This window comes from Streptomyces sp. NPDC002104 (genome assembly GCF_053593795.1).
This window is the reverse complement of sequence record NZ_JBSFDF010000019.1, coordinates 32,446-53,923: the sequence shown is the minus strand read 5'-3', so window position 1 is coordinate 53,923 and position 21,478 is coordinate 32,446. Positions and strand designations below refer to the sequence as shown.

24 protein-coding genes are annotated in these 21,478 nt (G+C 72.5%); 7 read left to right on the top strand and 17 right to left on the bottom strand.

Annotated features, from left to right (window positions below; genetic code table 11):
• Positions 1-21 precede the first annotated feature (21 nt).
• Together ACWCP2_RS18250 and ACWCP2_RS18245 are read right to left on the bottom strand one after the other, a co-directional pair.
• Positions 22-1,266 (bottom strand): GNAT family N-acetyltransferase, encoded by a 1,245-nt coding sequence (locus tag ACWCP2_RS18250; RefSeq protein WP_450909597.1) that lies wholly within the window; start codon positions 1,264-1,266, stop codon positions 22-24.
• 141 nt (positions 1,267-1,407) lie between these two features.
• On the bottom strand, positions 1,408-2,049 hold the full coding sequence (locus ACWCP2_RS18245) for an RsiG family protein (protein WP_450909596.1): 642 nt from the start codon (positions 2,047-2,049) through the stop codon (positions 1,408-1,410).
• Between the two features lie 132 nt (positions 2,050-2,181).
• On the opposite strand from ACWCP2_RS18245, the gene dtd reads away from it, so the two are divergent.
• On the top strand, positions 2,182-2,607 hold the full coding sequence (dtd, locus tag ACWCP2_RS18240; protein ID WP_450909595.1) for a D-aminoacyl-tRNA deacylase: 426 nt from the start codon (positions 2,182-2,184) through the stop codon (positions 2,605-2,607).
• 47 nt (positions 2,608-2,654) lie between these two features.
• On the opposite strand, the gene ygfZ is transcribed toward dtd, so the two are convergent.
• The 13 genes from ygfZ to ACWCP2_RS18175 form a co-directional block, all read right to left on the bottom strand.
• Positions 2,655-3,623 (bottom strand): CAF17-like 4Fe-4S cluster assembly/insertion protein YgfZ, encoded by a 969-nt coding sequence (gene ygfZ, locus ACWCP2_RS18235; protein ID WP_450909594.1) that lies wholly within the window; start codon positions 3,621-3,623, stop codon positions 2,655-2,657.
• Between the two features lie 80 nt (positions 3,624-3,703).
• A complete protein-coding gene (locus ACWCP2_RS18230; protein ID WP_450909659.1) occupies positions 3,704-4,102 on the bottom strand; it encodes a Fur family transcriptional regulator in 399 nt (132 codons plus the stop codon).
• 216 nt (positions 4,103-4,318) lie between these two features.
• Positions 4,319-4,891: an FABP family protein gene (locus ACWCP2_RS18225; RefSeq protein ID WP_356508338.1), complete on the bottom strand. Its 573-nt coding sequence runs from the start codon at positions 4,889-4,891 to the stop codon at positions 4,319-4,321.
• Between the two features lie 305 nt (positions 4,892-5,196).
• A complete protein-coding gene (locus tag ACWCP2_RS18220; protein ID WP_450909593.1) occupies positions 5,197-6,294 on the bottom strand; it encodes a hypothetical protein in 1,098 nt (365 codons plus the stop codon).
• Positions 6,291-7,040: a hypothetical protein gene (locus tag ACWCP2_RS18215; RefSeq protein ID WP_450909592.1), complete on the bottom strand. Its 750-nt coding sequence runs from the start codon at positions 7,038-7,040 to the stop codon at positions 6,291-6,293. Before ACWCP2_RS18215 ends, ACWCP2_RS18220 begins: the two co-directional genes overlap by 4 nt.
• A complete protein-coding gene (locus ACWCP2_RS18210) occupies positions 7,037-7,852 on the bottom strand; it encodes a hypothetical protein (RefSeq protein ID WP_450909591.1) in 816 nt (271 codons plus the stop codon). Before ACWCP2_RS18210 ends, ACWCP2_RS18215 begins: the two co-directional genes overlap by 4 nt.
• Before the next feature lie 114 nt (positions 7,853-7,966).
• Positions 7,967-8,230, bottom strand: coding sequence for a DUF3099 domain-containing protein (locus ACWCP2_RS18205; protein WP_450909590.1), 264 nt, complete (start codon positions 8,228-8,230; stop codon positions 7,967-7,969).
• Between the two features lie 134 nt (positions 8,231-8,364).
• Positions 8,365-8,655 (bottom strand): DUF1416 domain-containing protein, encoded by a 291-nt coding sequence (locus ACWCP2_RS18200; protein ID WP_450909589.1) that lies wholly within the window; start codon positions 8,653-8,655, stop codon positions 8,365-8,367.
• A gap of 68 nt (positions 8,656-8,723) precedes the next feature.
• A complete protein-coding gene (locus tag ACWCP2_RS18195) occupies positions 8,724-9,569 on the bottom strand; it encodes a sulfurtransferase (RefSeq protein WP_450909588.1) in 846 nt (281 codons plus the stop codon).
• A gap of 208 nt (positions 9,570-9,777) precedes the next feature.
• Complete coding sequence (locus tag ACWCP2_RS18190) at positions 9,778-9,861, bottom strand: putative leader peptide (protein ID WP_350206375.1); 84 nt, start codon at positions 9,859-9,861, stop codon at positions 9,778-9,780.
• 174 nt (positions 9,862-10,035) lie between these two features.
• Positions 10,036-10,749 carry an LmeA family phospholipid-binding protein gene (locus ACWCP2_RS18185; protein ID WP_450909587.1) on the bottom strand — a complete coding sequence of 238 codons (714 nt, stop codon included), beginning with the start codon at positions 10,747-10,749 and terminating at the stop codon, positions 10,036-10,038.
• Between the two features lie 179 nt (positions 10,750-10,928).
• Positions 10,929-12,344: a hypothetical protein gene (locus ACWCP2_RS18180; protein ID WP_450909586.1), complete on the bottom strand. Its 1,416-nt coding sequence runs from the start codon at positions 12,342-12,344 to the stop codon at positions 10,929-10,931.
• Positions 12,345-12,354: 10 nt separating this feature from the next.
• The gene (locus ACWCP2_RS18175; RefSeq protein WP_450909585.1) at positions 12,355-12,609 is read right to left on the bottom strand and encodes a MoaD/ThiS family protein; all 255 of its coding nucleotides are present in this window, start codon (positions 12,607-12,609) and stop codon (positions 12,355-12,357) included.
• A 510-nt stretch (positions 12,610-13,119) separates the two neighbouring features.
• Here ACWCP2_RS18175 and ACWCP2_RS18170 point away from each other — a divergent pair.
• The 5 genes from ACWCP2_RS18170 (at position 13,120) to ACWCP2_RS18150 (ending at position 18,928) form a co-directional block, all read left to right on the top strand.
• Entirely contained in the window at positions 13,120-13,890 is a 771-nt protein-coding gene (locus ACWCP2_RS18170) for a response regulator transcription factor (protein WP_243339450.1), read from the top strand.
• An 80-nt stretch (positions 13,891-13,970) separates the two neighbouring features.
• Positions 13,971-14,993, top strand: coding sequence for a LacI family DNA-binding transcriptional regulator (locus tag ACWCP2_RS18165; protein ID WP_383950760.1), 1,023 nt, complete (start codon positions 13,971-13,973; stop codon positions 14,991-14,993).
• Between the two features lie 461 nt (positions 14,994-15,454).
• Positions 15,455-16,663, top strand: a complete 1,209-nt coding sequence (locus ACWCP2_RS18160) for a S1C family serine protease (protein ID WP_450909584.1) — start codon at positions 15,455-15,457, stop codon at positions 16,661-16,663.
• Between the two features lie 64 nt (positions 16,664-16,727).
• Positions 16,728-17,480: a response regulator transcription factor gene (locus ACWCP2_RS18155; protein WP_450909583.1), complete on the top strand. Its 753-nt coding sequence runs from the start codon at positions 16,728-16,730 to the stop codon at positions 17,478-17,480.
• On the top strand, positions 17,477-18,928 hold the full coding sequence (locus ACWCP2_RS18150) for a sensor histidine kinase (protein ID WP_450909582.1): 1,452 nt from the start codon (positions 17,477-17,479) through the stop codon (positions 18,926-18,928). The genes ACWCP2_RS18155 and ACWCP2_RS18150 overlap by 4 nt, the downstream gene beginning before the upstream one ends.
• On the opposite strand, the gene ACWCP2_RS18145 is transcribed toward ACWCP2_RS18150, so the two are convergent.
• Complete coding sequence (locus ACWCP2_RS18145; RefSeq protein ID WP_450909581.1) at positions 18,908-19,792, bottom strand: phosphatidylinositol-specific phospholipase C; 885 nt, start codon at positions 19,790-19,792, stop codon at positions 18,908-18,910. The two genes, ACWCP2_RS18150 and ACWCP2_RS18145, sit on opposite strands and share 21 nt — an antisense overlap.
• A gap of 147 nt (positions 19,793-19,939) precedes the next feature.
• Positions 19,940-20,509 carry a TetR/AcrR family transcriptional regulator gene (locus ACWCP2_RS18140; protein WP_450909580.1) on the bottom strand — a complete coding sequence of 190 codons (570 nt, stop codon included), beginning with the start codon at positions 20,507-20,509 and terminating at the stop codon, positions 19,940-19,942.
• A 124-nt stretch (positions 20,510-20,633) separates the two neighbouring features.
• Here ACWCP2_RS18140 and ACWCP2_RS18135 point away from each other — a divergent pair, with 124 nt between their 5' ends.
• On the top strand, positions 20,634-21,440 hold the full coding sequence (locus ACWCP2_RS18135; RefSeq protein WP_450909579.1) for an alpha/beta fold hydrolase: 807 nt from the start codon (positions 20,634-20,636) through the stop codon (positions 21,438-21,440).
• Positions 21,441-21,478 lie beyond the last annotated feature (38 nt).

Below are 21,478 nucleotides of genomic sequence, written 5' to 3'. Positions count from 1 at the left end.
CGTCGTGCTTCGTTCCGCCGCTCAGAAGATGTCCGGGCACCACGGCCGGCGCGCCGTCCGGAACACCACGTCCGCGAGCGCCAGCGCCCCGGGCCGCTCCTCCGTGATCGCGCCGAGCGCCGCCAGCCGCACCGCCGACTCGTCGCCCAGGTACAGCGACCCCAGGGTGCCCACGTCCAGCCGCAGGTCGGCCGGCGCCTCCGTGCGGACGCACTCCCCCGCGCCCGCGTCGAGCCGGTAGCGCCCGCCCGCCGGGCCGGTCTTGTCGACGACCTCCAGGACGAGGACCCCGGGCACGGCGTAGGTCCGCGCGCCGAGGGCCCGTACGACGTCCAGCAGCCGTACCCACAGCCAGTCCGCCGAGGTCAGCGTCCGGGCGGCGCGCACGTCGGGCAGCAGCCGGGCGACGAGGTCGTCGGGGGCGCGGTAGCCGGTGCGGACCTTCACCACCCAGTCGATGGAGCACAGGAACCGCCACAGCGCCCGCTCCGCCTCCGGGGCGGTGGTGAGCAGCCGCATGACCCGTACGGTGTTCTGCGGAACCTTCGCGTCCGTCCAGTGGTCGTCGACGGTGTACCGGACCAGCCCGGCCACCTCGCCCCCCGCCGTGCGGTACACCGCGTGGAAGGACGGGGTGTACGGGTTGTGCGACAGCGTCTGCGCGCCCGTGTTCACCTGCCACCAGCGGTCGTCGCGGTTCACCGCGCCGGGCGTGGCCGCCCGCACCCGCTCGTGCAGGGCCGGGCCCAGCTCCCGCACCTCGTCCTCGTCCACGAGGTCGATCCTCCCCCCGTCCCCGGGGAGCGGCCGGCGCAGGTCGAGTCCGGTGCGCGGTACGTCGATCTCCCACTCCGCTACGGAGGTGGCGGGCCCGTACCCGTACCGCCCGTAGATCGGGTACTCGGCGGCGATCAGCGTCGACAGCACGTCGCCGCGCGCGTGGGCGGCGGACAGTTCGGCGGTCATCATCCGGGTCAGCAGGCCCTGGCGGCGGTGCGTGGGCGACACGGTCACGTTCGTGACGGCGCTCGACGGGACGAACGCCCCGCCCGGCACGGTCAGTTCCTGCGGGAAGGAGCGGAAGGTCGCCGCGCACCGGCCGGTGTCCGCGTCGAACGCGCCCAGGGTGCGGGCGAAGTCGAAGGCCTCGGTCAGCTGGGCGATGTCCGCGGCCGTGGGTGGGGTCGCGTTCAGGAAGCCGACCTGATTGGCACGCAGCCACTCGGACAGTTCGGATGCGGCGATCGGCCGGACGTCAGCGCTCATAACGGCCCACGCTAATCGGCCCGGCCCGCCCCGGTCGCGCGGATTTCCCGCGGCGCACCCCACCCGCGGCGCACCCGCCGCGCACCCCACCCGCGCCCGGCCCGCTCCGGCACGGGCCCGGGCTCGGGCACGCGCCCGGTCTCAGGCCAGCAGGTCGTCCACCTGCGCCTCACCCTCCCGGTAGCGCCGGGTGATCTCCGCGCTGCAGTCGTCGGCCGTGCGCTGGAGCTGCTGGCGGCGCCGCGAGACCTGCTGCTCGTAGCGCACCAACTTGCCCATGCCCTCGTGGAGTTCCTCGTCCGTGCGCGCACCGAGGTCCGACAGCTCCACGTCGGAGAGCATCTCGGCCGCCAGCAGCCGGTACTCCTCCCCGTGCGGGGTGCCGAGCGTGACGTGCCGGGCGGAGGCGCTGCGGCTGGAGGGGGCGTCGGCGAGGATCTCCGAGAGCCGGTCCACCACCGGCGCCTCGGGGTCCGTACGCCGCGCGAGCTCGGCGCGCAGGATGTCGATGCGGCCCTGGAGCAGCCGGCGTACGTAGCTCAGGTCGGCCTCGTCGCGCTGCGCGTCGCGGCGCAGTCCGCGCAGCTCCGGCAGTCCGAGCGCGCTGGTCGCCGTCGGCGGGGCGTCGGAGCCCCCGCTCCGCTGCGCGGGCGGCCGGGGCGCCGGGGCCTGCGGGGCCGGCGCCGCCGCGGTCTCGGCGGACGCCGCGGCCACCGCGGATGCGACGGGCGCAGGAGCAGGAGCAGGTGCAGGTGCAGGTGCGGAGGTACCAGAAGTGTTCATGCGTTCGTGTCCGTCCCCTCGACCGGTGCTGGGGGCACCGCCTGCGTGCATGGTGCCACTCCGCACGGTGCCGACGCAGTCGCACGCCACCCGATCGGCCCCGGACGGGTGCACGCCTGGTACACAGGTGGTATGCGAGCAGTGGTGCAGAGGGTGGACGGCGCGAGCGTCGTGGTGGCCGGCGAGACCGTCGGGGAGATCGTCGGGGAGGGGCTGTGCGTCCTGGTGGGGGTGACCCACGACGACACCCCGGAGAAGGCGGAGCTGCTGGCGCGCAAGCTGTGGTCGGTGCGGATCCTGGAGGGCGAGAAGTCCTGCAGCGACGTGAACGCGCCGCTGCTGGTGATCTCCCAGTTCACCCTCTACGGAGACGCCCGCAAGGGCCGCCGTCCCACGTGGAACGCGGCCGCGCCCGGCCCCGTCGCCGAGCCGCTCGTGGACGAGGTCGTGGCGCGGCTGCGGGCGCTGGGTGCGACGGTGGAGACGGGCCGGTTCGGGGCGGACATGCGGGTCTCGCTGACCAACCACGGCCCGTTCACCATCGTCATCGACGTCTAGCGCGGCCTGCGGCCTGCGGCCTGCGGCCGACGGCCGACGGCAAGCGCCTACGGCGCCACGACGACCTCCTGGGCGGCGGCCGTTCCGCCCACCAGCAGCGGGGCGTCCACCGGAACGTTCCGCTTGACCAGCGCGAGCGCGATCGGGCCCAGCTCGTGGTGGCGGACCGAGGTGGTCACGAAGCCCAGCTGGCGGCCCTCCTCCCCGTCCGCGGCCAGCCGTACGGGCGCGCCGTGCGCGGGGAGCAGCACCTCGGAACCGTCCAGGTGCAGGAAGACCAGCCGGCGCGGGGGCTTGCCCAGGTTGTGGACGCGGGCCACCGTCTCCTGGCCGCGGTAGCAGCCCTTCTGCAGGTGCACGGCGGTGCCGATCCAGCCGAGCTCGTGCGGGATGGTGCGGTGGTCGGTCTCCTGGCCGAGCCGCGGCCGGTGCGCCTCGACGCGCAGGGCCTCGTACGCGAGCAGGCCGGCGGCCGGGCCGTGGGAGCGGGCGAAGGCCTCCAGGTCGGCGCGGGGCAGGAACACGTCGCGGCCGTACGGGGTCTCCCGTACGGCGAGTTCCTTGGCGACCTCGGCGATGGAACCGGCGGGCAGGTGCACGACGGCGAACTCGGCGGTGGCGTCGGCCACTTCCACCCGGTAGAAGAACTTCATCGACTCCAGGTAGGCGATCAGCGCCTCCTGGGTGCCCGGCTCGACGTGCATCCACGTCGTCTCGCCGTCGTCCACGAGGTAGAGCGCGTGCTCGATGTGGCCGTTCGCGGAGAGGATCAGCGCCTCGGTGGCCTCGCCGGCCGGGAGCGCGGTGACGTGCTGGGTGATCAGCAGGTGCAGCCAGCTCAGCCGTTCCGGGCCGGTGACGGTGACCACCCCGCGGTGGGAGAGGTCCACGAAGCCGCGGCCGTCGGCGAGGGCGCGCTGTTCTCCGTAGAGCTCGCCGTAGTGGGCGGCGACGCCCTCGTCGCGGCCTTCGGCCTGCACGGCGCCGGGGAGATGGAGCAAGGGGCTGCTGGTCATGCCACCAGCCTACGACCCCGCCCCGGGGTGACCTAGGGCGCGCCCGGCCCGCGCCCGGCCCGCGGCCGGCCCGCGGCCGGCTAGTGCTGCTTGGCGGCGCAGGTCTTGCAGCGGCCGAAGATCGCGAAGTGCTTCATGTCGGTCTCGAAGCCGAAGGTGTCGCGGAGCGTGGAGGTGAACCCGGCGGCGATGTCCACGTCGGCCTCGATGACCTCGGTGCAGTCGCGGCAGACCAGGTGGATGTGGTGGTGCCGGTCGGCGAGGTGGTACGTGGGGGCCCCGTGCCCGAGGTGGGCGTGGGAGACCAGCTTCAGCTCCTCCAGGAGCTCCAGCGTGCGGTAGACCGTGGAGATGTTGACCCCGGAGGCCGTCTTGCGCACTTCCACGAGGATCTCGTCCGGGGTGGCGTGCTCCAGGGCGTCCACCGCTTCCAGCACGAGCTGGCGCTGCGGGGTCAGGCGGTATCCGCGCTGCCGCAGATCGCTCTTCCAGTCGCCGCCTTCGGCGGGGGCCGTGCTTTCGGCGCTGTCGGTGCTTTCGGTGCTGTCGGTGGTCACCACCCGGCCAGTGTAGGCCTCGGGCCCGCGGGAGGGGAGCGGGGAGGCCGCGCGCGAGGAGGCGGCGCTCGGGAGCCCCCGGCGGCCGAGGCTGCCGGGGGCTCCCGTGAACGTCCGTCGCGGCGCCGCCACGGCGGTCTAGCGGAAGAAGGCGATGCCGTCGTCCGGCATGTCCGGCAGGTTGCGCGCCATCTCCGCGACCTCCTCGGGCGTGACGACCTTCTTCAGCTGGGCCGACATGTAGGGGCGCAGCTCCACCTCGGGGGTGGCCTTCTCGCCGACCCACATCAGGTCGCTCTTCACGTAGCCGTAGAGCCGCTTGCCACCGCTGTACGGGCCGGAGGCCGCGGTGCGGGCCACGGCATCGGTGACCACGTCGATCTGCGGCTTCTTGTCGGCGAGCTCGCCGTACCAGACCTCGACGACGCCCTGGTCGCGGACCATGACGATCTCGACCTTGCGGTCCTTGTCGATGCGCCAGTAGCCCGACTCGGACTCCAGCGGCCGCACCTTGTTGCCCTCGGCGTCGAGCACCCAGGTGCGGGAGGTGTACTCCAGGAAGTCCCGGCCGTCGTGGCTGAAGACGACTTCCTGGCCGAAGTTGCACTTCTCCTCACCGGGGAAGTCGAAGACGCCTGCGCCCTCCCAGTTGCCGAGGAGGAAGGCGAGGGGGACGAGACCGGGGTTCAGGTCGGACGGGATCTGGATCATGGATGGCTGCTCAGCTCAGGCGATCTGTGGGAGGGGTTCCGGTATCCGGGGCGGTCGGCGGCAGATCCGGGGGGATCAGCGCTGGCCCTGGTACAGCTTCTTCACGGCCAGTCCGGAGAAGGCGAGGACGCCGACGCAGACCAGGACCAGCAGGGAGGTGAAGACTGCCTCAAGCACGGGGTGCTCCTCGGAATTCTCAAGGGTTTCAGGGTGGCGTTACGGGGCCGGTCCCCAAGCCTACTGGCCTGGGGACCGGAGCACGGTGTGAGGTGGCCCGTACGAGGGGCCGCCCCGGTGGCCGCGCGCTAGCCGAGCAGCTGGTGCTGGAGGATCACCGTCTGGTGGAAGGGCACGGTCGCCACCCCGCCCTTGCGGGTCTGGACGACCAGGGCCTGGATGTCCCCGGACTGGATGCAGCCCAGCTTGGTCTGCTCGTCGCCCGTGGGCTCGGGCTCCTGGTAGAGGATGATCTCGCTGGTGTTGCCCTGCGTGCTGTACCCGGAGGTCCGGGCCCCCAGCGGGTGCCGCTGCGAGGACTTGGCATTGCGCCAGGACGTGTCGATCTCCAGCCTCGCGGCACTGCCGATGCCGGTGTCGACGCCGCAGCCCTTGAAGGTGTTCAGGAACTCGTGCGTGTGGAAGCGCAGCAGGTAGACCCGCGTACGGGTGCCGTCCGGGGTGGTCCAGCCGCGCGCGGCGATCTGGCGCAGTCCTTCGTTCCCGAACTCCTCCTTCAGCTTCGCGCGCGACGTGGCCTCGTACTCGTCCAGGAGGGTGTCGACGGTCACCATCCCGTCCTTCTCCAGCTTCAGCGTGGAGTCGGGGGCCGAGCCGGTGGGCGCCGGCACGAGCAGCTCGCTGAGACCCGCGTAGTGGATGCCGCCCGGGTTGTCCTCGGCGAACGGCAGGGCGGCGCCCGGCGGCAGCGCCGGTTTGGCCAGCGCCGGGAAGGTCCAGCGGCCGTCGGCCTTGGTGGACAGGCCCGGCATGTCGGTGCGCGCGGGCTGGGCGACCCCGTACGCGACGCCCGTGCCGACCGCGCCGAAGACGAGTACGGCGGCGGTCCAGCGCAGTGCTGCGAACAGCTTGCGGCGGTCCTTGGGCGCGGCCGGGACCTCCGGGGCCGCGAAGGGGTAGGCCGCGAGCGGGTCCGCGGCGAACGCGGCGGCCCGGGCGGCCCCCTGCTCGTCCTCGGCGGACAGCGGCGCGGCGTCCTCGGCGGACAGCGGCGCGGCGTCCTCGGCGGACAGCGGCGCGGCGTCCTCGGCGGACTGCCTTACGGCATCCTCGGCGGACAGCGGCGCGGCATCCTCGGCAGACAGCGGCGCGGCACCTTCGGCGGACAGCGGCGCGGCGTCCTCCGGGAGCGCCGGCACGGATCCGGTGGTGGACTGCTCGGTCACGCGGACTCCCCGGGAGACTTCAGGTGCTTCATCTGGCTCTGGAAGAGCGCGACGGCATGGGCGGTGGCGAAGGGCTTGGGCCCGTACGCGCGGAAGGTGACCATCACGTCGCCCTCGACGGCCACGCAGTCGATCGAGTCGATCTTTTCCTTCTTCTTCTCGCCGACCGCCTCCAACGAGCACTTGGCGTTCGGGAAGCCGTCCACCTTCGGCGCCGTGCGGCCGTCCCCCGTGAAGTCGAGGAACTTCTTGCCGACCTCGGAGAACGCGCCCACGGCCTTGGGGTCGGCCTGCATGATGCGGATCTCGGCGAACCAGCTGGTCCGCTCGTTCACGTAGCTGCGCCCCGCCAGCCCCTTGAGCTTCAGGTTGGCCAGCATCTTGTCGCGGTCCTTGCGCTCGGCGCTGGTCAGGCCCCCGCGGGTCTCCTTGAGGCCCTCGACCGCCTTCTCGCCGGAAACGAAGAAGTTGTTGCCGTCCTCCTCCAGGTCCGGCCCCAGGACGAATCCGGCCGGGATCGGCAGCAGTTTGCCCAGGAGGGCGTTCGCCGGCACCGCACCGGGGGCCTCGCGCTTCGGGATGTCCTCGCCGAAGGGGACCCAGTAGGCGGTCGGCGCGTCCCGGTCGGCGTCAGCGATGGCGATGGACGCCCAGACGCCGCCGCCCACCAGCACGGCCGCGGTCACGCCGGCGGCGATCAGGGCGACCGCCTTGCGGTTCGGCTTGCGCGCGGGCTTCGCGGTCACAGTCGCTCCAGCTGTCGCTTGGCCAGGTCCACGACATCGCTTTCGCTGACCTTGCCGCGGTTGTTCGTGTAGTGGATGTCGAGCACGATGTCGCCGCGCCGGGCGATGGCACGGGCTCCGCGCAGCGGAAGGTACCCAGGCTTCTCGTCGGCCTTGGAGTTCACCCAGACGCGCCCGAGGTCCGCGCGGAGACCGGGAATGAGAACGCCGCTGTTGCCCGCGTACTCGGCCTCGGGCATGTACCTGGACTGGCCCGTCTGGTAGCTGTCCGCACCGGAGCGTTCGTTGAACTGGATCAGCCGCACGTACACGAAGGTCGTGTCGTTCACCGCCCAGCTCACCGCGGCGATCCGCCGGATGTCCTGTTCGGCGAGGTACTCCAGCTGGCTGTCCGGCTTCTTGAAGAAGGTCGCGAAGTATTCGATGGGCTCGTAGCCCGCCGCTTCGGTCTTCGCCCCGCCCGGTGCCTCGATCAGCAGCTTCGCGAGGTCGTCGTCCGTCTTGTGCCAGCGGTTGGCGTTGATCGTCTTGTGCGTGGTGGTGTCGTCGGGCGCGAGCGCCTTCGGCTCGGCCAGGTCCGCCTGCGCGAGCGGCGCCAGCGGGGTCGGTTCGCGGTCGTACTGGATCGCGTAGCCGGTGACCGCGCCGCCGAGGACGCCGAGGGCGGCGGCGGCCGCGATCAGGAGGACCGTACGGCGGCCGCGGCGGCGGGGGGTGGTCGCGGTTGCGCCCGCAACCGTGTCCGGAGTGCCCGATTCCGGGCCGCTCTCCCCCTCTTTCCGCTGCTCAGGGATGGTCTGTTCGTGTTCCAAAAGAAGTCCCCCCACAGGACTGGACGCGCGGATCGATTGCCCGCGTACACAGAAAACACTCTCGGGTGGGGAGAAGCAGCGATCATGCTTATTACATTTTTATCTCAACAGGTTTCAGTCCTCGTGGCGCCGCTTTCCATCCAGTTCGTCCCACCACTCGTCGGACTTCGGATCGCCCGAGGGGTCGTCCCACCACCGGTCGTCCGGGCCGCGCCGGTTCGCGACCATCGCGGCGACCGGAGGGATGACCATGGCGACCACGCACAGGGCCACGGCGGCCTCGACGGACCACAGGCGCACGAAGGACCAGGCGGAGACGAAGAGGAACAGGCATCCGCCCATGAGCAGGAAATAGGCGCGCCGGCGCCGGGCGTACATGACTCCAGGGTAGGGCCGCGCGGCGCTTCCGGGGAGGCCCGGAACGGCGCGAAGGGCCGCATCCCGAACCAGTGGCGTCCAACCCCCGGGGATGCGGCCCTTCGGCCGGTCATACGGTCACACAGGTGCGGTGCTCAGACCGCGATCGCCACGTCCGTCACGCCACCGGTCTCGGCGACGACCACGGCGCGGTCCGCCTGGGCGCCGGGCACGAGCGCGCGCAGCGTCCAGGAGCCCTGGGCCGCGTAGAAGCGGAACTGGCCGGTCGCCGAGGTCGGGACCTCGGCGGTGAACTCGCCGGTCGAGTCCAGCAGGCGGACGTAACCGGTGACGGGCTGGCCGTCCTTGGTCACCTGGCCCTGGATGGCGGTCTCACCGGGCTTGAGCGTGGCGAGGTCGGGCCCGCCGATCTGTGCTCCACACATGTTCTCTGTCCTGTCTTAGAGAGGTATGACTACGGGCGTCGCGTGCCCGGCAGGCTTGTCGCCCGGACCTACTTGTTGGCGCCGAGCTCGATCGGCACGCCGACCAGCGAGCCGTACTCGGTCCACGAACCGTCGTAGTTCTTGACGTTCTCCTGGCCCAGGAGCTCGTGCAGCACGAACCAGGTGAGCGCGGAGCGCTCACCGATGCGGCAGTAGGCGATGGTGTCCTTCGCCAGGTCGACCTGCTCGGCCTGGTAGAGGGCGGTGAGCTCCTCGTCGGACTTGAAGGTGCCGTCGTCGTTGGCGTTCTTCGACCACGGGATGTTGCGGGCGCTCGGGATGTGACCCGGGCGCTGCGACTGCTCCTGCGGGAGGTGCGCCGGCGCGAGCAGCTTGCCCGAGAACTCGTCGGGGGAGCGGACGTCGACCAGGTTCTTGGTGCCGATCGCGGCGACCGCGTCGTCACGGAAGGCGCGGATCGAGGTGTCCTGGGCCTTGGCCTTGTACTCGGTGGCCGGACGGTTGGGGACCTCGGCGCCGTCGACCAGGTCGCGGGAGTCGAGCTCCCACTTCTTGCGGCCGCCGTCGAGCAGGCGGACGTCCTGGTGGCCGTAGAGCTTGAAGTACCAGTAGGCGTAGGACGCGAACCAGTTGTTGTTGCCGCCGTAGAGGACGACGGTGTCGTCGTTGGAGATGCCCTTGGCGGAGAGGAGCTTCTCGAAGCCCTCCTGGTCCACGAAGTCGCGGCGGACCGGGTCCTGGAGGTCGCTCTTCCAGTCGATCCGGACGGCGTTGGTGATGTGGTTCTTGTCGTACGCGGACGTGTCCTCGTCCACCTCGACGATGACGACGTTCGCGTCGTTCAGGTGGGCCTCGACCCAGTCGGCGTCTACGAGGACGTCGCTGCGGCTCATGATGTTCTCCTCCGGGGCAGTGTGCGGCGGGGTGGTGCTGGTGGTGCGGGGTGCGTGCGTCCGGGTGTTCCCCCGGCTACCGCTGGGGGGCGCCCCCGGCGGATCCTGTTGCGGGGAGGCTTCAGGAGGGCGGGAGGCGGAGGTGGTCGCACGGAAAAGAGAAAGCGGAAGGCCGTCGTCCGGCTGTGGAGCGGGATGCGCTCACACGTCACATGGATCGACAGAGCATGGCGGCGACGCGACACAGGTCTACTGCCCGCCGCTTCGTGAGGTCCGCCTGCTGATGCTTCATAGCCATGGATCGTAGGGACGAATCGGCCGCCCTGTCACCGCCGTGTCATATTCCGAGACAGGATCGTCCGTATAGTGGGATGACAGGGCTCGCGGACGTCCCGTACGGGGCGTGCGCGGCCCTGTACGGCCCTCCCATCTGCGGATCGGACCCACGCGTCTCAGCATCCGGCCACTATCCGGCCAGCGCCAGATTCCTGCCGCCCAGGGTGAGCATCACGCCCGACGCGTCCGAGGTGAGCGCCGTCAGCTGGACCCCCGAGGGCAGACCCTCGTCGATCCGCCGGTCGAAGTCGGTCTTCCTGCGGACCACGGTCTCGATGCCGGGGAGCCCCTCGCCCGGCACCTCGTCGGCGCGGACCCGGACGGTCTTGCCGCCCTTGCCCCCGCCGGCGTCGACCAGGGAGACCGTCGAGACCACGCTGCGGCTGAGGGTGCGGCCGAGGAACTCCACGCGCGCGGTGACCTTCACCTTGCCCGGCGCCCCGCCGTAGGCGACCGTCACCCCGGGCTGGGCGGCCGCGGTCAGGTCGGCGTACGTGACGAGGGCCGAGCCCTTGGCGGAGCGGGCGGTGCCGCCGCTGTAATCGCCGTTCAGCTCCACGCCGCTGAAGGCGACCCGCAGCCGGGACACGTGGGTCGTACGGCCCTCCGCGGTCGCCACGTCGGCCCCGGCCACCTTCAGGTCGACCTCGTCGAGGTCGCGGGAGAGCGCCTGGGTCAGGAACGGGAACCCCTGGATGTCCACCTCCACCCCGGACAGGCCCTGCCGGGCCTGGATCCGCTCCGCGATGCGGTCCTCGGCGTAGCCGGCCGCCCAGCGGTCCAGCCCGGCGAACAGGCCGCCGAGGACCACTCCGATGATCACAACGACACGCAGGACACGCACGTGCCCACCCCCAGACGATTGGTACGACGGCCCAGTGGACCATGTCCGGCCGTGAGGGCGCTGTGAGATGACGGGGTGTGAGGTGGGGTGACAGGCGGTGCGAGGCGGTGCGCGGACGCCCGCCCCCGGGCAGGCGGGGCGGGCGTCGTGGAGGGCGATGCGGGGGGGGGCTCCGGCCCTCAGCCCACCACCCTGCCGATCAGGTAGACCGCCGGGGCCGCCGCGGCCAGCGGCAGCGCGACACCGGCCGTCATGTGGACGAACTTCGACGGGTAGTCGTACGCCGCCACGCGCAGCCCGATCAGCGCGCACACCCCGGCCGCCAGGCCGATCAGCGCGCCGCCCGCTCCGACGGACGTCAGCCCGCCCACGGCGATGCCCGCACCGGCCGCGGCGGCCAGCGAGACGCCGACCGAGGGCGCGGTGGGCAGCGGGAGCGCCCGGGCGAAGACGGCCACCGCCACGGCGGCGGCGCCCACGCTCGCGGCGGCGGAGTCGGCGGCGAGGTAGCCGGCGCAGACGATGGCCAGCGCGGCCGAGGCCACCGAGGCCATCAGCCCGTACATCCGCTCGTCCGGCTCGGCGTGGCTGCGCAGCTGGAGCACCAGCGTCAGCAGCACCCAGGCACCGAGGGTGCCGACGATCGCGCCGGGGCCGTACGGCTCCTCGACCGCGAGCACGGCGGCATCGGCGACGACCGCCCCGGCGAAGGCCAGGGCGATGCCCTGACGGGCCGGCCACATCCCGTTGAGCCGGAACCAGCCCGCCGCGGTGAGGCCCTGGAGGGCGATCAGCGGCGCGAGCAGCGCGTACTCGCTCAGCGCCGCGGCGGCGGCGAGGACCAGCCCGAGGGCGGCCGTCAGTATGGCCGCCTGCGGGCCGGGATCGATGATCGGCGAGCGGCCTTCGGCGCGGGCCTGGGCCGGGTCCACGGCGCGCAGCGTGTTGCCGGCGAGGGTGGGCGGCGACCAGGCGGGCTCCTCCTCGCCCGCCCCGTCGGGCACCGGGTCCGCGGCGGGAGCCCCGGCGGCCCCGCCCGGGGCCTCGGCCGCCTGCTGCGGGAGGTACGGGTCGTACGGGTCGGACGGGCCGGGGTAGGACGCCGGGTGGGCCGTCTCCCCCCACGGCTGCTGCGGCTCGGCCTGGGCCTGCGAGTCCTGCGGGACCTGCGGGCCTTGCGGGACCTGCGGGCCTTGCGGGACCGGAGCCTGCTGGGCCTGCGCCTCCTCGCGGAACCAGTGGTCCGGGGCCGAGGTCTGCGGGTAGGGGGCCGGCGCCGCGTAGCTGTCCGCGTACGGGTCCGCGTACGGGTCCGCGTACGCCTGCGGCTGCCCCCACTCCTGACCGGGGACGGGCGCCTGCGCCTGGACCTGCGGCTCCTCCGGGAACCAGCCCTCCGGGGCGACCGGGTACTGCGCCGGTACGCCGTCCAGCGGGGCCACGACCGGCTGGTACGAGGTGTCCCACGTCGGGGACTGCCAGGTCTGGGTCCCGTACGGATCGGGATCGGGCTGCACTTCCTGCTGCTGTTGCTGCTGTTGCTGTTGCTGGAGGTACTGCTGCTGCTGTTCCTCGGGCGTGCTCGGTGTAGTCATCGGGCTCCGCTCACCCGCCCGCGAACGGCGGGAGCACCTCGACGGTGCCCCCCTCGGTCAGCTCGACGGAATCGTGCGGGCGCTTGCCCACGGGCTCTTCGTTCACGAGGAAGGAGCAGCGCAGCAGGACCCGGGTCAGCTCCCCGGGGTGGCGTTCCCGCACGTCTTCGAGCGCCTCGGCCAGTGTCCGCGCCGAGTACGGCTCCTCCGCCGTCTTGGCCGCGGCCTTCGCCGCCGCCCAGTAGCGGATGGTTCCGGTTGCCACTGCACGCTCCTCTCGTCGGCGCTCTGCCGTCGGCCTCCATCATGACCCCTCCCGCCCCCGATCCCGGCGTGCCTCCACGCGCCCCGTGTGCGCCCAGGCGGCCCGCACCGGGTCCACCGATCCGGTGAAACCGGCGCATATGCGGGCCCGGGGGGTGGTGGGAACCACAGAAGTGGAAGGCGTAGAAGCCTCGGCCCCGCCGGGGCGGGTGGGCTATTCTGCTGCCGAGAGGATCCGGGCAACGTAGCCCCCGGGTCCTTTTGTGCTTTCAGCACGTTGAACGGACCGAGAACAGTGGTGTCCCTCCGGGCCTCAGGGCGCGGGGACCGGGCGGACACCGGCAAGTCGTACGAAGCAGTGCCGCGAAAGTCCTCGACGGGACCGAGGAGGAACCGACGTGATGGACCAGCGAACCGTCGTGCAAGTGCAGGTGCGGGCAGAGGTACAGGCGCACGCACCTGCGCACGCACACCAGCAGTACTTCCGCCCGACCCGGGCAGGTGGTCGGGCATGAGCTCACTCCTGCTCCTGACCAATGCCCTGCAGCCCTCGACCGAGGTCCTGCCGGCCCTCGGCCTGCTGCTCCACAGCGTCCGGGTGGCGCCCGCCGAGGGCCCCGCCCTCGTGGACACCCCGGGCGCCGACGTGATCCTCGTCGACGGCCGCCGCGACCTGCCCCAGGTCAGGTCGCTGTGCCAGCTGCTGCGCTCCACGGGGCCCGGCTGTCCGCTGATCCTCGTGGTCACCGAGGGCGGCCTCGCGGCCGTCACCGCCGACTGGGGCATCGACGACGTCCTCCTCGACACCGCGGGACCGGCCGAGGTCGAAGCGCGGCTGCGCCTCGCCACCGGCCGCCAGCAGCTCGGCTCGGACGACTCCCCGATGGAGATCCGCAACGGCGACCTGTCGGTCGACGAGGCGACGTACTCGGCGAAGCTGAAGGGCCGGGTCCTGGACCTGACCTTCAAGGAGTTCGAGCTCCTCAAGTACCTCGCCCAGCACCCGGGCCGGGTCTTCACCCGTGCGCAGCTCCTCCAGGAGGTGTGGGGCTACGACTACTTCGGCGGCACCCGCACCGTCGACGTGCACGTACGGCGTCTGCGCGCGAAACTCGGGCCCGAGCACGAGTCGCTGATCGGTACCGTCCGCAACGTCGGGTACCGCTTCGTCACCCCGGAGAAGGTGGAACGGGCGGCGGCGGAAGCGGCCGCGCAGGCGGCGACGAAGGCGGCGGCCGAGGCCTCCGCGCGGGCAGCCGCGGCGCTCACCCGGATGGACTAGGGAGCGCGCGGGAAGCTGTGGGAATGACCTCCTCCGGACGCCCTGCCCAGAGGTAGGTCACCCCGCGTAGACTTCCGCGCGTGGCCAAGGTGACGCGGGATGACGTGGCACGACTTGCGGGTACCTCTACCGCCGTCGTGAGCTACGTGATCAACAACGGACCCAGGCCGGTTGCCCCGGCCACGCGCGAGCGTGTCCTCGCCGCGATCAAGGACCTGGGCTACCGCCCGGACCGGGTCGCCCAGGCGATGGCCTCACGGCGCACCGACCTCATAGGCATGATCGTCCCCGATGCCCGTCAGCCGTTCTTCGCGGAGATGGCGCACGCGGTCGAGCAGGCCGCCGCCGAGCGCGGAAAGATGGTGCTGGTCGGGAACTCCGACTACCGCACCGAGCGCGAGGTCCACTATCTGCGGGCCTTCCTCGGGATGCGGGTCTCCGGACTGATCCTGGTCAGCCAGGGCATGAGCGAGCAGGCCGCGTCCGAGATCGAGGCCTGGGACGCCCGGGTCGTCCTCCTCCACGAGCGCCCCGAGGCCATCGACGACGTCGCCGTCGTCACGGACGACATCGGCGGCGCCCAGCTCGCCACCCGCCACCTCCTGGAACACGGGCACGAGTACGTCGCCTGCATCGGCGGCATCGAGAACACCCCGTCCGTGGGCGACCCGGTGGCCGACCACGTCGAGGGCTGGCGCCGGGCCATGCAGGAATCGGGCCGCTCGACCGAGGGCCGGATCATCGAAGCCCCGTACAACCGCTACGACGCGTACAAGGTCGCCCTGGAGGTCCTGGCCAAGCCCGACCGGCCGACGGCGATCTTCTGCGCCACGGACGACCAGGCGATCGGTGTGCTGCGGGCCGCGCGGGAGCTGCGCATCGACGTCCCCGAGCAGCTCGCGGTCGCCGGCTTCGACGACGTGAAGGAGGCGGCCCTCACGGACCCGCCGCTGACCACGGTCGCCTCGGACCGGCCGGCGATGGCCCGCGCGGCGGTGGACCTCGTCCTGGACGACGCCCTGCGGGTGGCGGGGTCGCGCCGCGAACGCCTGAAGCAGTTCCCCTCGGCCCTGGTCATCCGCCGCTCCTGCGGCTGCCGCTGAGCCCCTTTTTTGACGCGGAGCTCGCACCGCTGCGCGGGCCTCGCCCCGCTGCGCCGGACTCCGTCCGACGGTGGCCGGGCGGTGCATGCGCCACTGCCGTCCCGGCCCGGGGTCGGTGGGCGGGTGCGGGTGGGCGGGCCCTGCGGGGCGGAGTTCCCCTACCCGCCCTTCGCCCGTTCCCCGGGCTGCGCCCGGACCCCTCCTGGGGCTCCGCCCCAGACCGCGCGCCTCAGACGCCGGCGGGGCTGGAATTGCCCTGCGGGCGGAGCGGGGTCCGGGCAACGCCCGGGGAACGGTGGAAGGGCGGGTAGGGGACCTTGCCCCGCAGGGCCCACCCACCCGCACCCGGGGGACCACCGGGCCGGGCCGGCCCCCGCCCTTATATCGGGCATACACGGTTCTGTCGGGCTTCTCAGCCGGGACTCAGGAAGCTCTCATGATGCGCGGACAGAGTCATAGTCATGACCGAGAACATCCGCCGCGAAGGCGAGTACCCCCAGGAGAACCGCCCCCAGCCGCAGCGCGGTGGAGATGGGTTCGCTCAGGACGCCGCGGGCGCGTACCCGCCGCCGCCGTCCTACCCCCCGGCCGCCCCGGCCCCGGGCTGGCACGAGGCCCACCAGCCCCCCGTCCTCCAGGGCGAGACCGTTCCTCAGACGGGCGGCAACGGCAGCGGCAACGGCGCCGGCTGGGCCACCTGGGGCGAGGCCGCCCCGGCGGCCCCCGCACCGCAGGGCCAGGGCCAGGGCCACGCCCGGGCCAAGCGCCCGGTCGCCCTCCTCGCCGCGGTGGCCCTCGCGGCCGCCGTCGTCGGCGGCGGAACCGCCGCCGCGGTCCAGCAGATGCTGAACAAGACGAACGGCACCGGCACCGGCGTCAACGGCAGCACCATCTCCCAGTCGAGCAACGGCACCGTCTCCGGCGTCGCCGAGAACGTCAGCCCCTCCGTCGTCCGCATCGACACCCGCACCGGCTCCGGCCAGGGCACCGGCTCCGGCATCGTGATCACCGCCGACGGCGAGATCGTCACCAACAACCACGTGATCGACGGCGCGAGCCAGGTCCAGGTCACGATGAGCGACGGCAAGAAGTACAGCGCGAAGATCGTCGGCACGGACCCGGACAAGGACCTCGCCCTCATCAAGCTGCAGGGCGCGAGCGGCCTCAAGCCCGCGAACCTCGGCAACTCCGACACCATCAAGGTCGGCGACGAGGTCGTCGCCATCGGCTCCCCCGACCGCCTCACCGGCACGGTCACCAGCGGCATCGTCTCCGCGCTCGACCGCGAGGTGAACGTCCCCAAGTCGGAGCAGCAGCAGTCCCCCGAGGACGGCTTCCCCTTCTCCTACGGGGGCCGGCAGTTCAACGGGAACACCGGCTCGGACACCACCTCGTACAAGGCCATCCAGACGGACGCCTCCCTCAACCCGGGCAACTCCGGCGGCGCCCTGGTCAACATGAACGGCGAGATCGTGGGCATGCCCTCCGCGATCTACTCCCCCTCCAGCGGCAGCGGCTCCGCCGGCAGCGTCGGTCTCGGCTTCGCCATCCCCGTCAACACCGTCAAGGCCGACCTCCCCTCCCTGCGCAAGGGCGGCCCCGGTGGCGCGGGCAACAGCGCCGACAGCGGCACCGGCAGCACCGCGAACGGGTTCGGGACCTCCTTCTAGCCCGACTTCCCGCCCGCCCGTGCGAGCCTGGTAGGAGACCGACCACCACCTGGGGGGACCCCGTATGAGCGCCGAAGGCGACCAGCAGCGCATCCTCGTCGTCGACGACGAACCGGCCGTACGCGAGGCCCTGCGCCGCAGCCTGGCCTTCGAGGGGTACGGCACGCAGACCGCCGTCGACGGGCTCGACGCCCTCGACAAGGCGGGCGCGTACGCCCCCGACCTGATCATCCTGGACATCCAGATGCCGCGGATGGACGGACTGACCGCCGCCCGCCGGCTGCGCGCCGCCGGCAGCACCACCCCGGTCCTGATGCTGACCGCCCGCGACACGGTCGGCGACCGCGTCACCGGCCTCGACGCGGGCGCCGACGACTACCTGGTCAAGCCCTTCGAGCTCGACGAGCTGTTCGCCCGGGTCCGCGCCCTGCTGCGCCGCAGCTCCTACGCCGCCCCCTCCCCCGGGGAGGCCGGGCCCGGCGACGCCGACGCCCTGACCTTCGGCGACCTGCGCATGGACCTCGCCACCCGCGAGGTCACCCGCGCCGGCCGCCCGGTGGAGCTGACCCGTACCGAGTTCACCCTGCTGGAGATGTTCCTCGCGCACCCGCGCCAGGTCCTGACCCGCGAGCAGATCCTCAAGACCGTATGGGGCTTCGACTTCGAGCCCAGCTCCAACTCTCTGGACGTGTACGTGATGTACCTGCGCCGCAAGACCGAGGCCGGGGGCGAGTCCCGCCTGGTCCACACCGTCCGCGGGGTGGGCTACGTGCTGCGCGCCGCCGGGGCCGGAGACCACTCCGGCGGTCCGGAGTGAGCCCCACCGCCAGATTCCGCGCCCTCCCGCTCCGCTCGCGCCTGGCCCTGCTGGTCACCGTCGCGGTCGCGCTCGCCGTCGCGGCGGTCGCCGCGGTGTCCTGGGTGATGGTGCGCCAGCAGCTGAGCGACCAGCTCGACCGTTCCCTGATGGCGACGAACGTCAGCGCCGAGGTGGGCCAGACCATCCAGCGGGAACGGTGTCTGACCGGGCCTCCCCAGCCCGGCACCTCGCAGATCGCCGGGACGCTGAACGCGACCGTCCAGATCGTCCTCGCCGACGGCACCCACTGCTGGGTGAGCGGGCCGGCCACCCTGCCCGTCACCGGGACCGACAAGGAGATCGCGGCGGGCAAGCGGGACAAGACCCTGCACGACGTGACGACCACCGACGGCATCGGCATGCGCGTGTACACGCTGCCGGTGACGACCCCTGCCACCGGTCAGGTCTTCGCCATCTCCATCGCCAAGCCGCTGGCCGACATCGAGAAGCCCCTGTCCACCCTGGCCTGGGTCCTCGTCTTCGTCTCCGGCGTCGGCGTCCTCGGCGCGGGCGTGGCCGGCCTCTGGGTGGCCCGTACGGGGCTGCGCCCGGTCGACGAGCTGACCGGCGCCGTCGAGCACATCGCCCGCACCGAGGACCTCACCGTCCGCATCCCCGACGAGGGCGACGACGAGATCGCCCGCCTGTCGCGGTCCTTCAACTCCATGACGGCCGCGCTCGCCTCCTCCCAGGAGCGCCAGGCCCAGCTGATCGCGGACGCCGGGCACGAGCTGCGCACCCCGCTCACCTCGCTGCGCACCAACATCGAGCTGCTGGCGCGCAGCGAGGAGACCGGCCGGGCCATCCCGCCGGAGGACCGCAAGGAGCTGCTGGCCTCGGTCAAGGCGCAGATGACGGAACTGGCCTCGCTGATCGGTGACTTGCAGGAGCTGTCCCGCCCGGACGCGGCCGCCCCCGGCCCGCTCGGGGTGGTGGCCCTGCACGAGATCGCGGGCACGGCGCTGTCCCGGGCCCGACTGCGCGGCCCGGAGCTGGAGTTCGACTCGGACCTGGCGCCCTGGTACGTACGCGGGGAGGCGGCCGCCCTGGAGCGGGCGGTGGTCAACGTCCTCGACAACGCGGTGAAGTTCAGCCCGCCGGGCAGCACCGTCACCGTGTCGCTGCGCGCGGGCGAGCTGACCGTACGGGACCGCGGCCCCGGCATCCCGGCCGAGGACCTCCCGCACGTCTTCGAGCGCTTCTGGCGCTCCCCGTCCGCCCGGGCCCTGCCCGGCAGCGGCCTGGGCCTGTCGATCGTGGCCCGTACGGTGCAGCGCGCGGGCGGTACGGCCGCGCTGCGCGCCCCGGCGGACGGCGGCCCGGGGACGGAGGCGGTGCTCCGCATCCCGGGCGCCCCGACTCCGCCGCCCGCGCCCGCTCAGGCGTCAGTTGTGCCGGATCAGTGAGGCGACCAGGCCGGAGCGGGTGTTCGGGAAGTCCATGGGGACGATCCCGAGCCCGGTCCGGCCGGCCAGCTCCGAGCCGTCGACGAAGGCGTGCACCTGCGGGTTGAGCCGGTCGGAGTTCCAGCGGGGCGGCAGGGCCGCGGCCGTGCTGGTGTAGTTCATGAAGAACTTGCCGGGCTGGGCGGCGGCCTTGCGGAACTGGTTCTCGATCTTGCCCCGTTTGGCGAAGGGCTCGGCCATGTAGTCGTCCTGGATGTCGAAGACGTTGCCGTCGCCGTAGCGCAGGCCGCCGGGCAGACCGCCGTTGTCGGGGAGCAGCAGCACCTTGCCGCGGACCTGGCCGAGGGCGGGCAGCGAGTCCGCGACCTTGAACAGGGGGCTCCAGCCCCGGTTGTTCAGGTAGTCGTCGAAGACGGCGCGGAAGGTGGCGTCGCTCTCCTCGGAGTACTCCTGCTTGAGCCGCATCAGCACGGTCTCGGAGGGGTGCGCGGCGAGGAAGTTCCAGCAGGCGACGAGGACGTCGCCGAACATCAGGTTCTGGTAGTACGCGGCGTGGTGGATCGCGAAGGAGCCGCCGGTCACCCGGCAGCGGACGTCGAGGAAGCGGATCCCGGAGTCGAGCTGCTGCGCGATCGAGGTGTTCTGGCAGGCGACGTAGAGCCCGCCCTTCGTGGCGCCCGAGTCGTGGGTGCCGGGGATGGTCATCCGCTGGAGGGGGGTGGAGTCGCCGAGCCCGCTCATCCAGTCCTGGGTGGAGAGTCCCGCGGCGGTCGCCGGGGCCGCGCCGAGCCCGGCGGCGACGCCGGTGGCGCCCAGGGCCGCCGCCCCGGCCAGGAAGCTGCGCCGGCGCAGCCCCGTGGGCACGACCGTTCCCGTTCCCGTTCCCGCTTCCGTTCCCGTTCCCGCTTCCGTGCCCACGCCCGTGCCCACGCCCATGCCCGCCCCTTTGCCGACCCAGTGGTGGCCCGGATTATGGCGTGCGGAGCCATGCATTACTACCCACGGGTAGCGTCAGTTTTCGAGCAACTCCGCCATCAGGCGCAGCCCTTGGGCGAGCGAACGGCCGTCCGGCGCCTGCTCCGGGTCGGTCAGGACCTGCACCATGACCCCGCTCAGCAGCGCGATGTGCACCGATCCGAGGCTCCGTACGTCCTCCTCCGCGACCTCCTCGACGGGGACCCCGCGCAAGTGCGCGGCCACCATGCGCCGGTTCTGCCGCTGCCCCTCCGCCAGCACCGCGAGGAGCTCCGGTGAGGACTGCGCGTGCACGAAGGCCTCGACGGAGGCGGTCCAGAGCCAGCGCATCTCGCCGAAGTCCCGGATCTTGCGGTCCCAGGTGTCGGCGTAGCGCTCCCGCGCGGTGTCGCCCTGCCCGGCGAGCCGGCCCGACCCCGCGGCCCACTCGTCCATGGCGGCGAACAGCGCCTGGTTGAGCAGCACCTCGCGGGTGCCGAAGTGGTAGCCGATCGCGGCCATGCTCACCTGCGCCGCCGAGGCGATGTCGCGCACGGTCGTCCGGAGGTAGCCCTTCTCCTCCAGGCAGCGCCGGGCTCCGGCCAGCAGGTCCTCGCGATTTCCCATGCCGGGATCGTATCCGCGCCCAGGGTTTGGGCAAGCGCGCTAAACGATCGTATTGCGCGAGTGCCCAAATCCTGGCAGGCTGAACCCAGGCCCACCGACCAGCACACACGGGGAGAGCAACGCCATGACCGACGCCATGAGCAACGCCACGCGCCACGAGCTGAAGATCGACGACCGCACGCTGTCCTACCTGGACTTCGGCGGCCCCGGCCGCCCGCTGCTCGCCCTGCACGGCGGGCTCTCCGAAGGCGCCCACTTCACCGCCCTCGCCGCCGACCTCGGCGAGCAGTGGCGGGTCATCGCCCCCGACCAGCGCGGGCACGGCGACTCCGGCCTCGCCGCCGAGTACGGCCGCGCGGGCTACGCCGCCGACGCCGCCGCCCTGCTGGAACACCTCGCACCCGGCGGCCCCGTACCCGTCCTCGGTTTCTCCCTCGGCGGGATCAACGCCTACCACCTGGCCGCCGCCCGGCCCGACCTGGTCTCCGCCCTGATCAACGTCGACGCCCCGGTCGAGAGCCCGCGCCAGGACGGCCCGTCCTTCTGGGACTTCCTGCACGACCTCCCGTACACCGCGCCCACCCGCGAGGAACTCCTCGCCGCCCTCGGCCCGCTCGCCGAGGGGATCGGCCCCTTCCTGCGCCCGCTGCCGGACGACACCGGCTGGCGGCTGCCCTTCGACCCCGCGGCCACCCTGGCCACCCTCGCCGGGGACGAGAGCTCGCGCTGGGACGTCTGGCTCGCGAGCGGCTGCCCGGCGCTGCTCGTGCACGGGCTGCGCAGCGACGTGCTCTCCCGGGAACTGGCCGACGCGATGGTCGCCCGGCGCCCCGGGACCTCGTACGCGGGCCTGGACACCGAGCACTTCGTGCCCTTCCAGGACCCGAAGGGTCTCGCGGAGGCCGTACGCGGCTTCCTGGCCCCGCTGTAGGACGCTGCCGGCCCCCGGGAACGCCGGAGGGGCGGCAG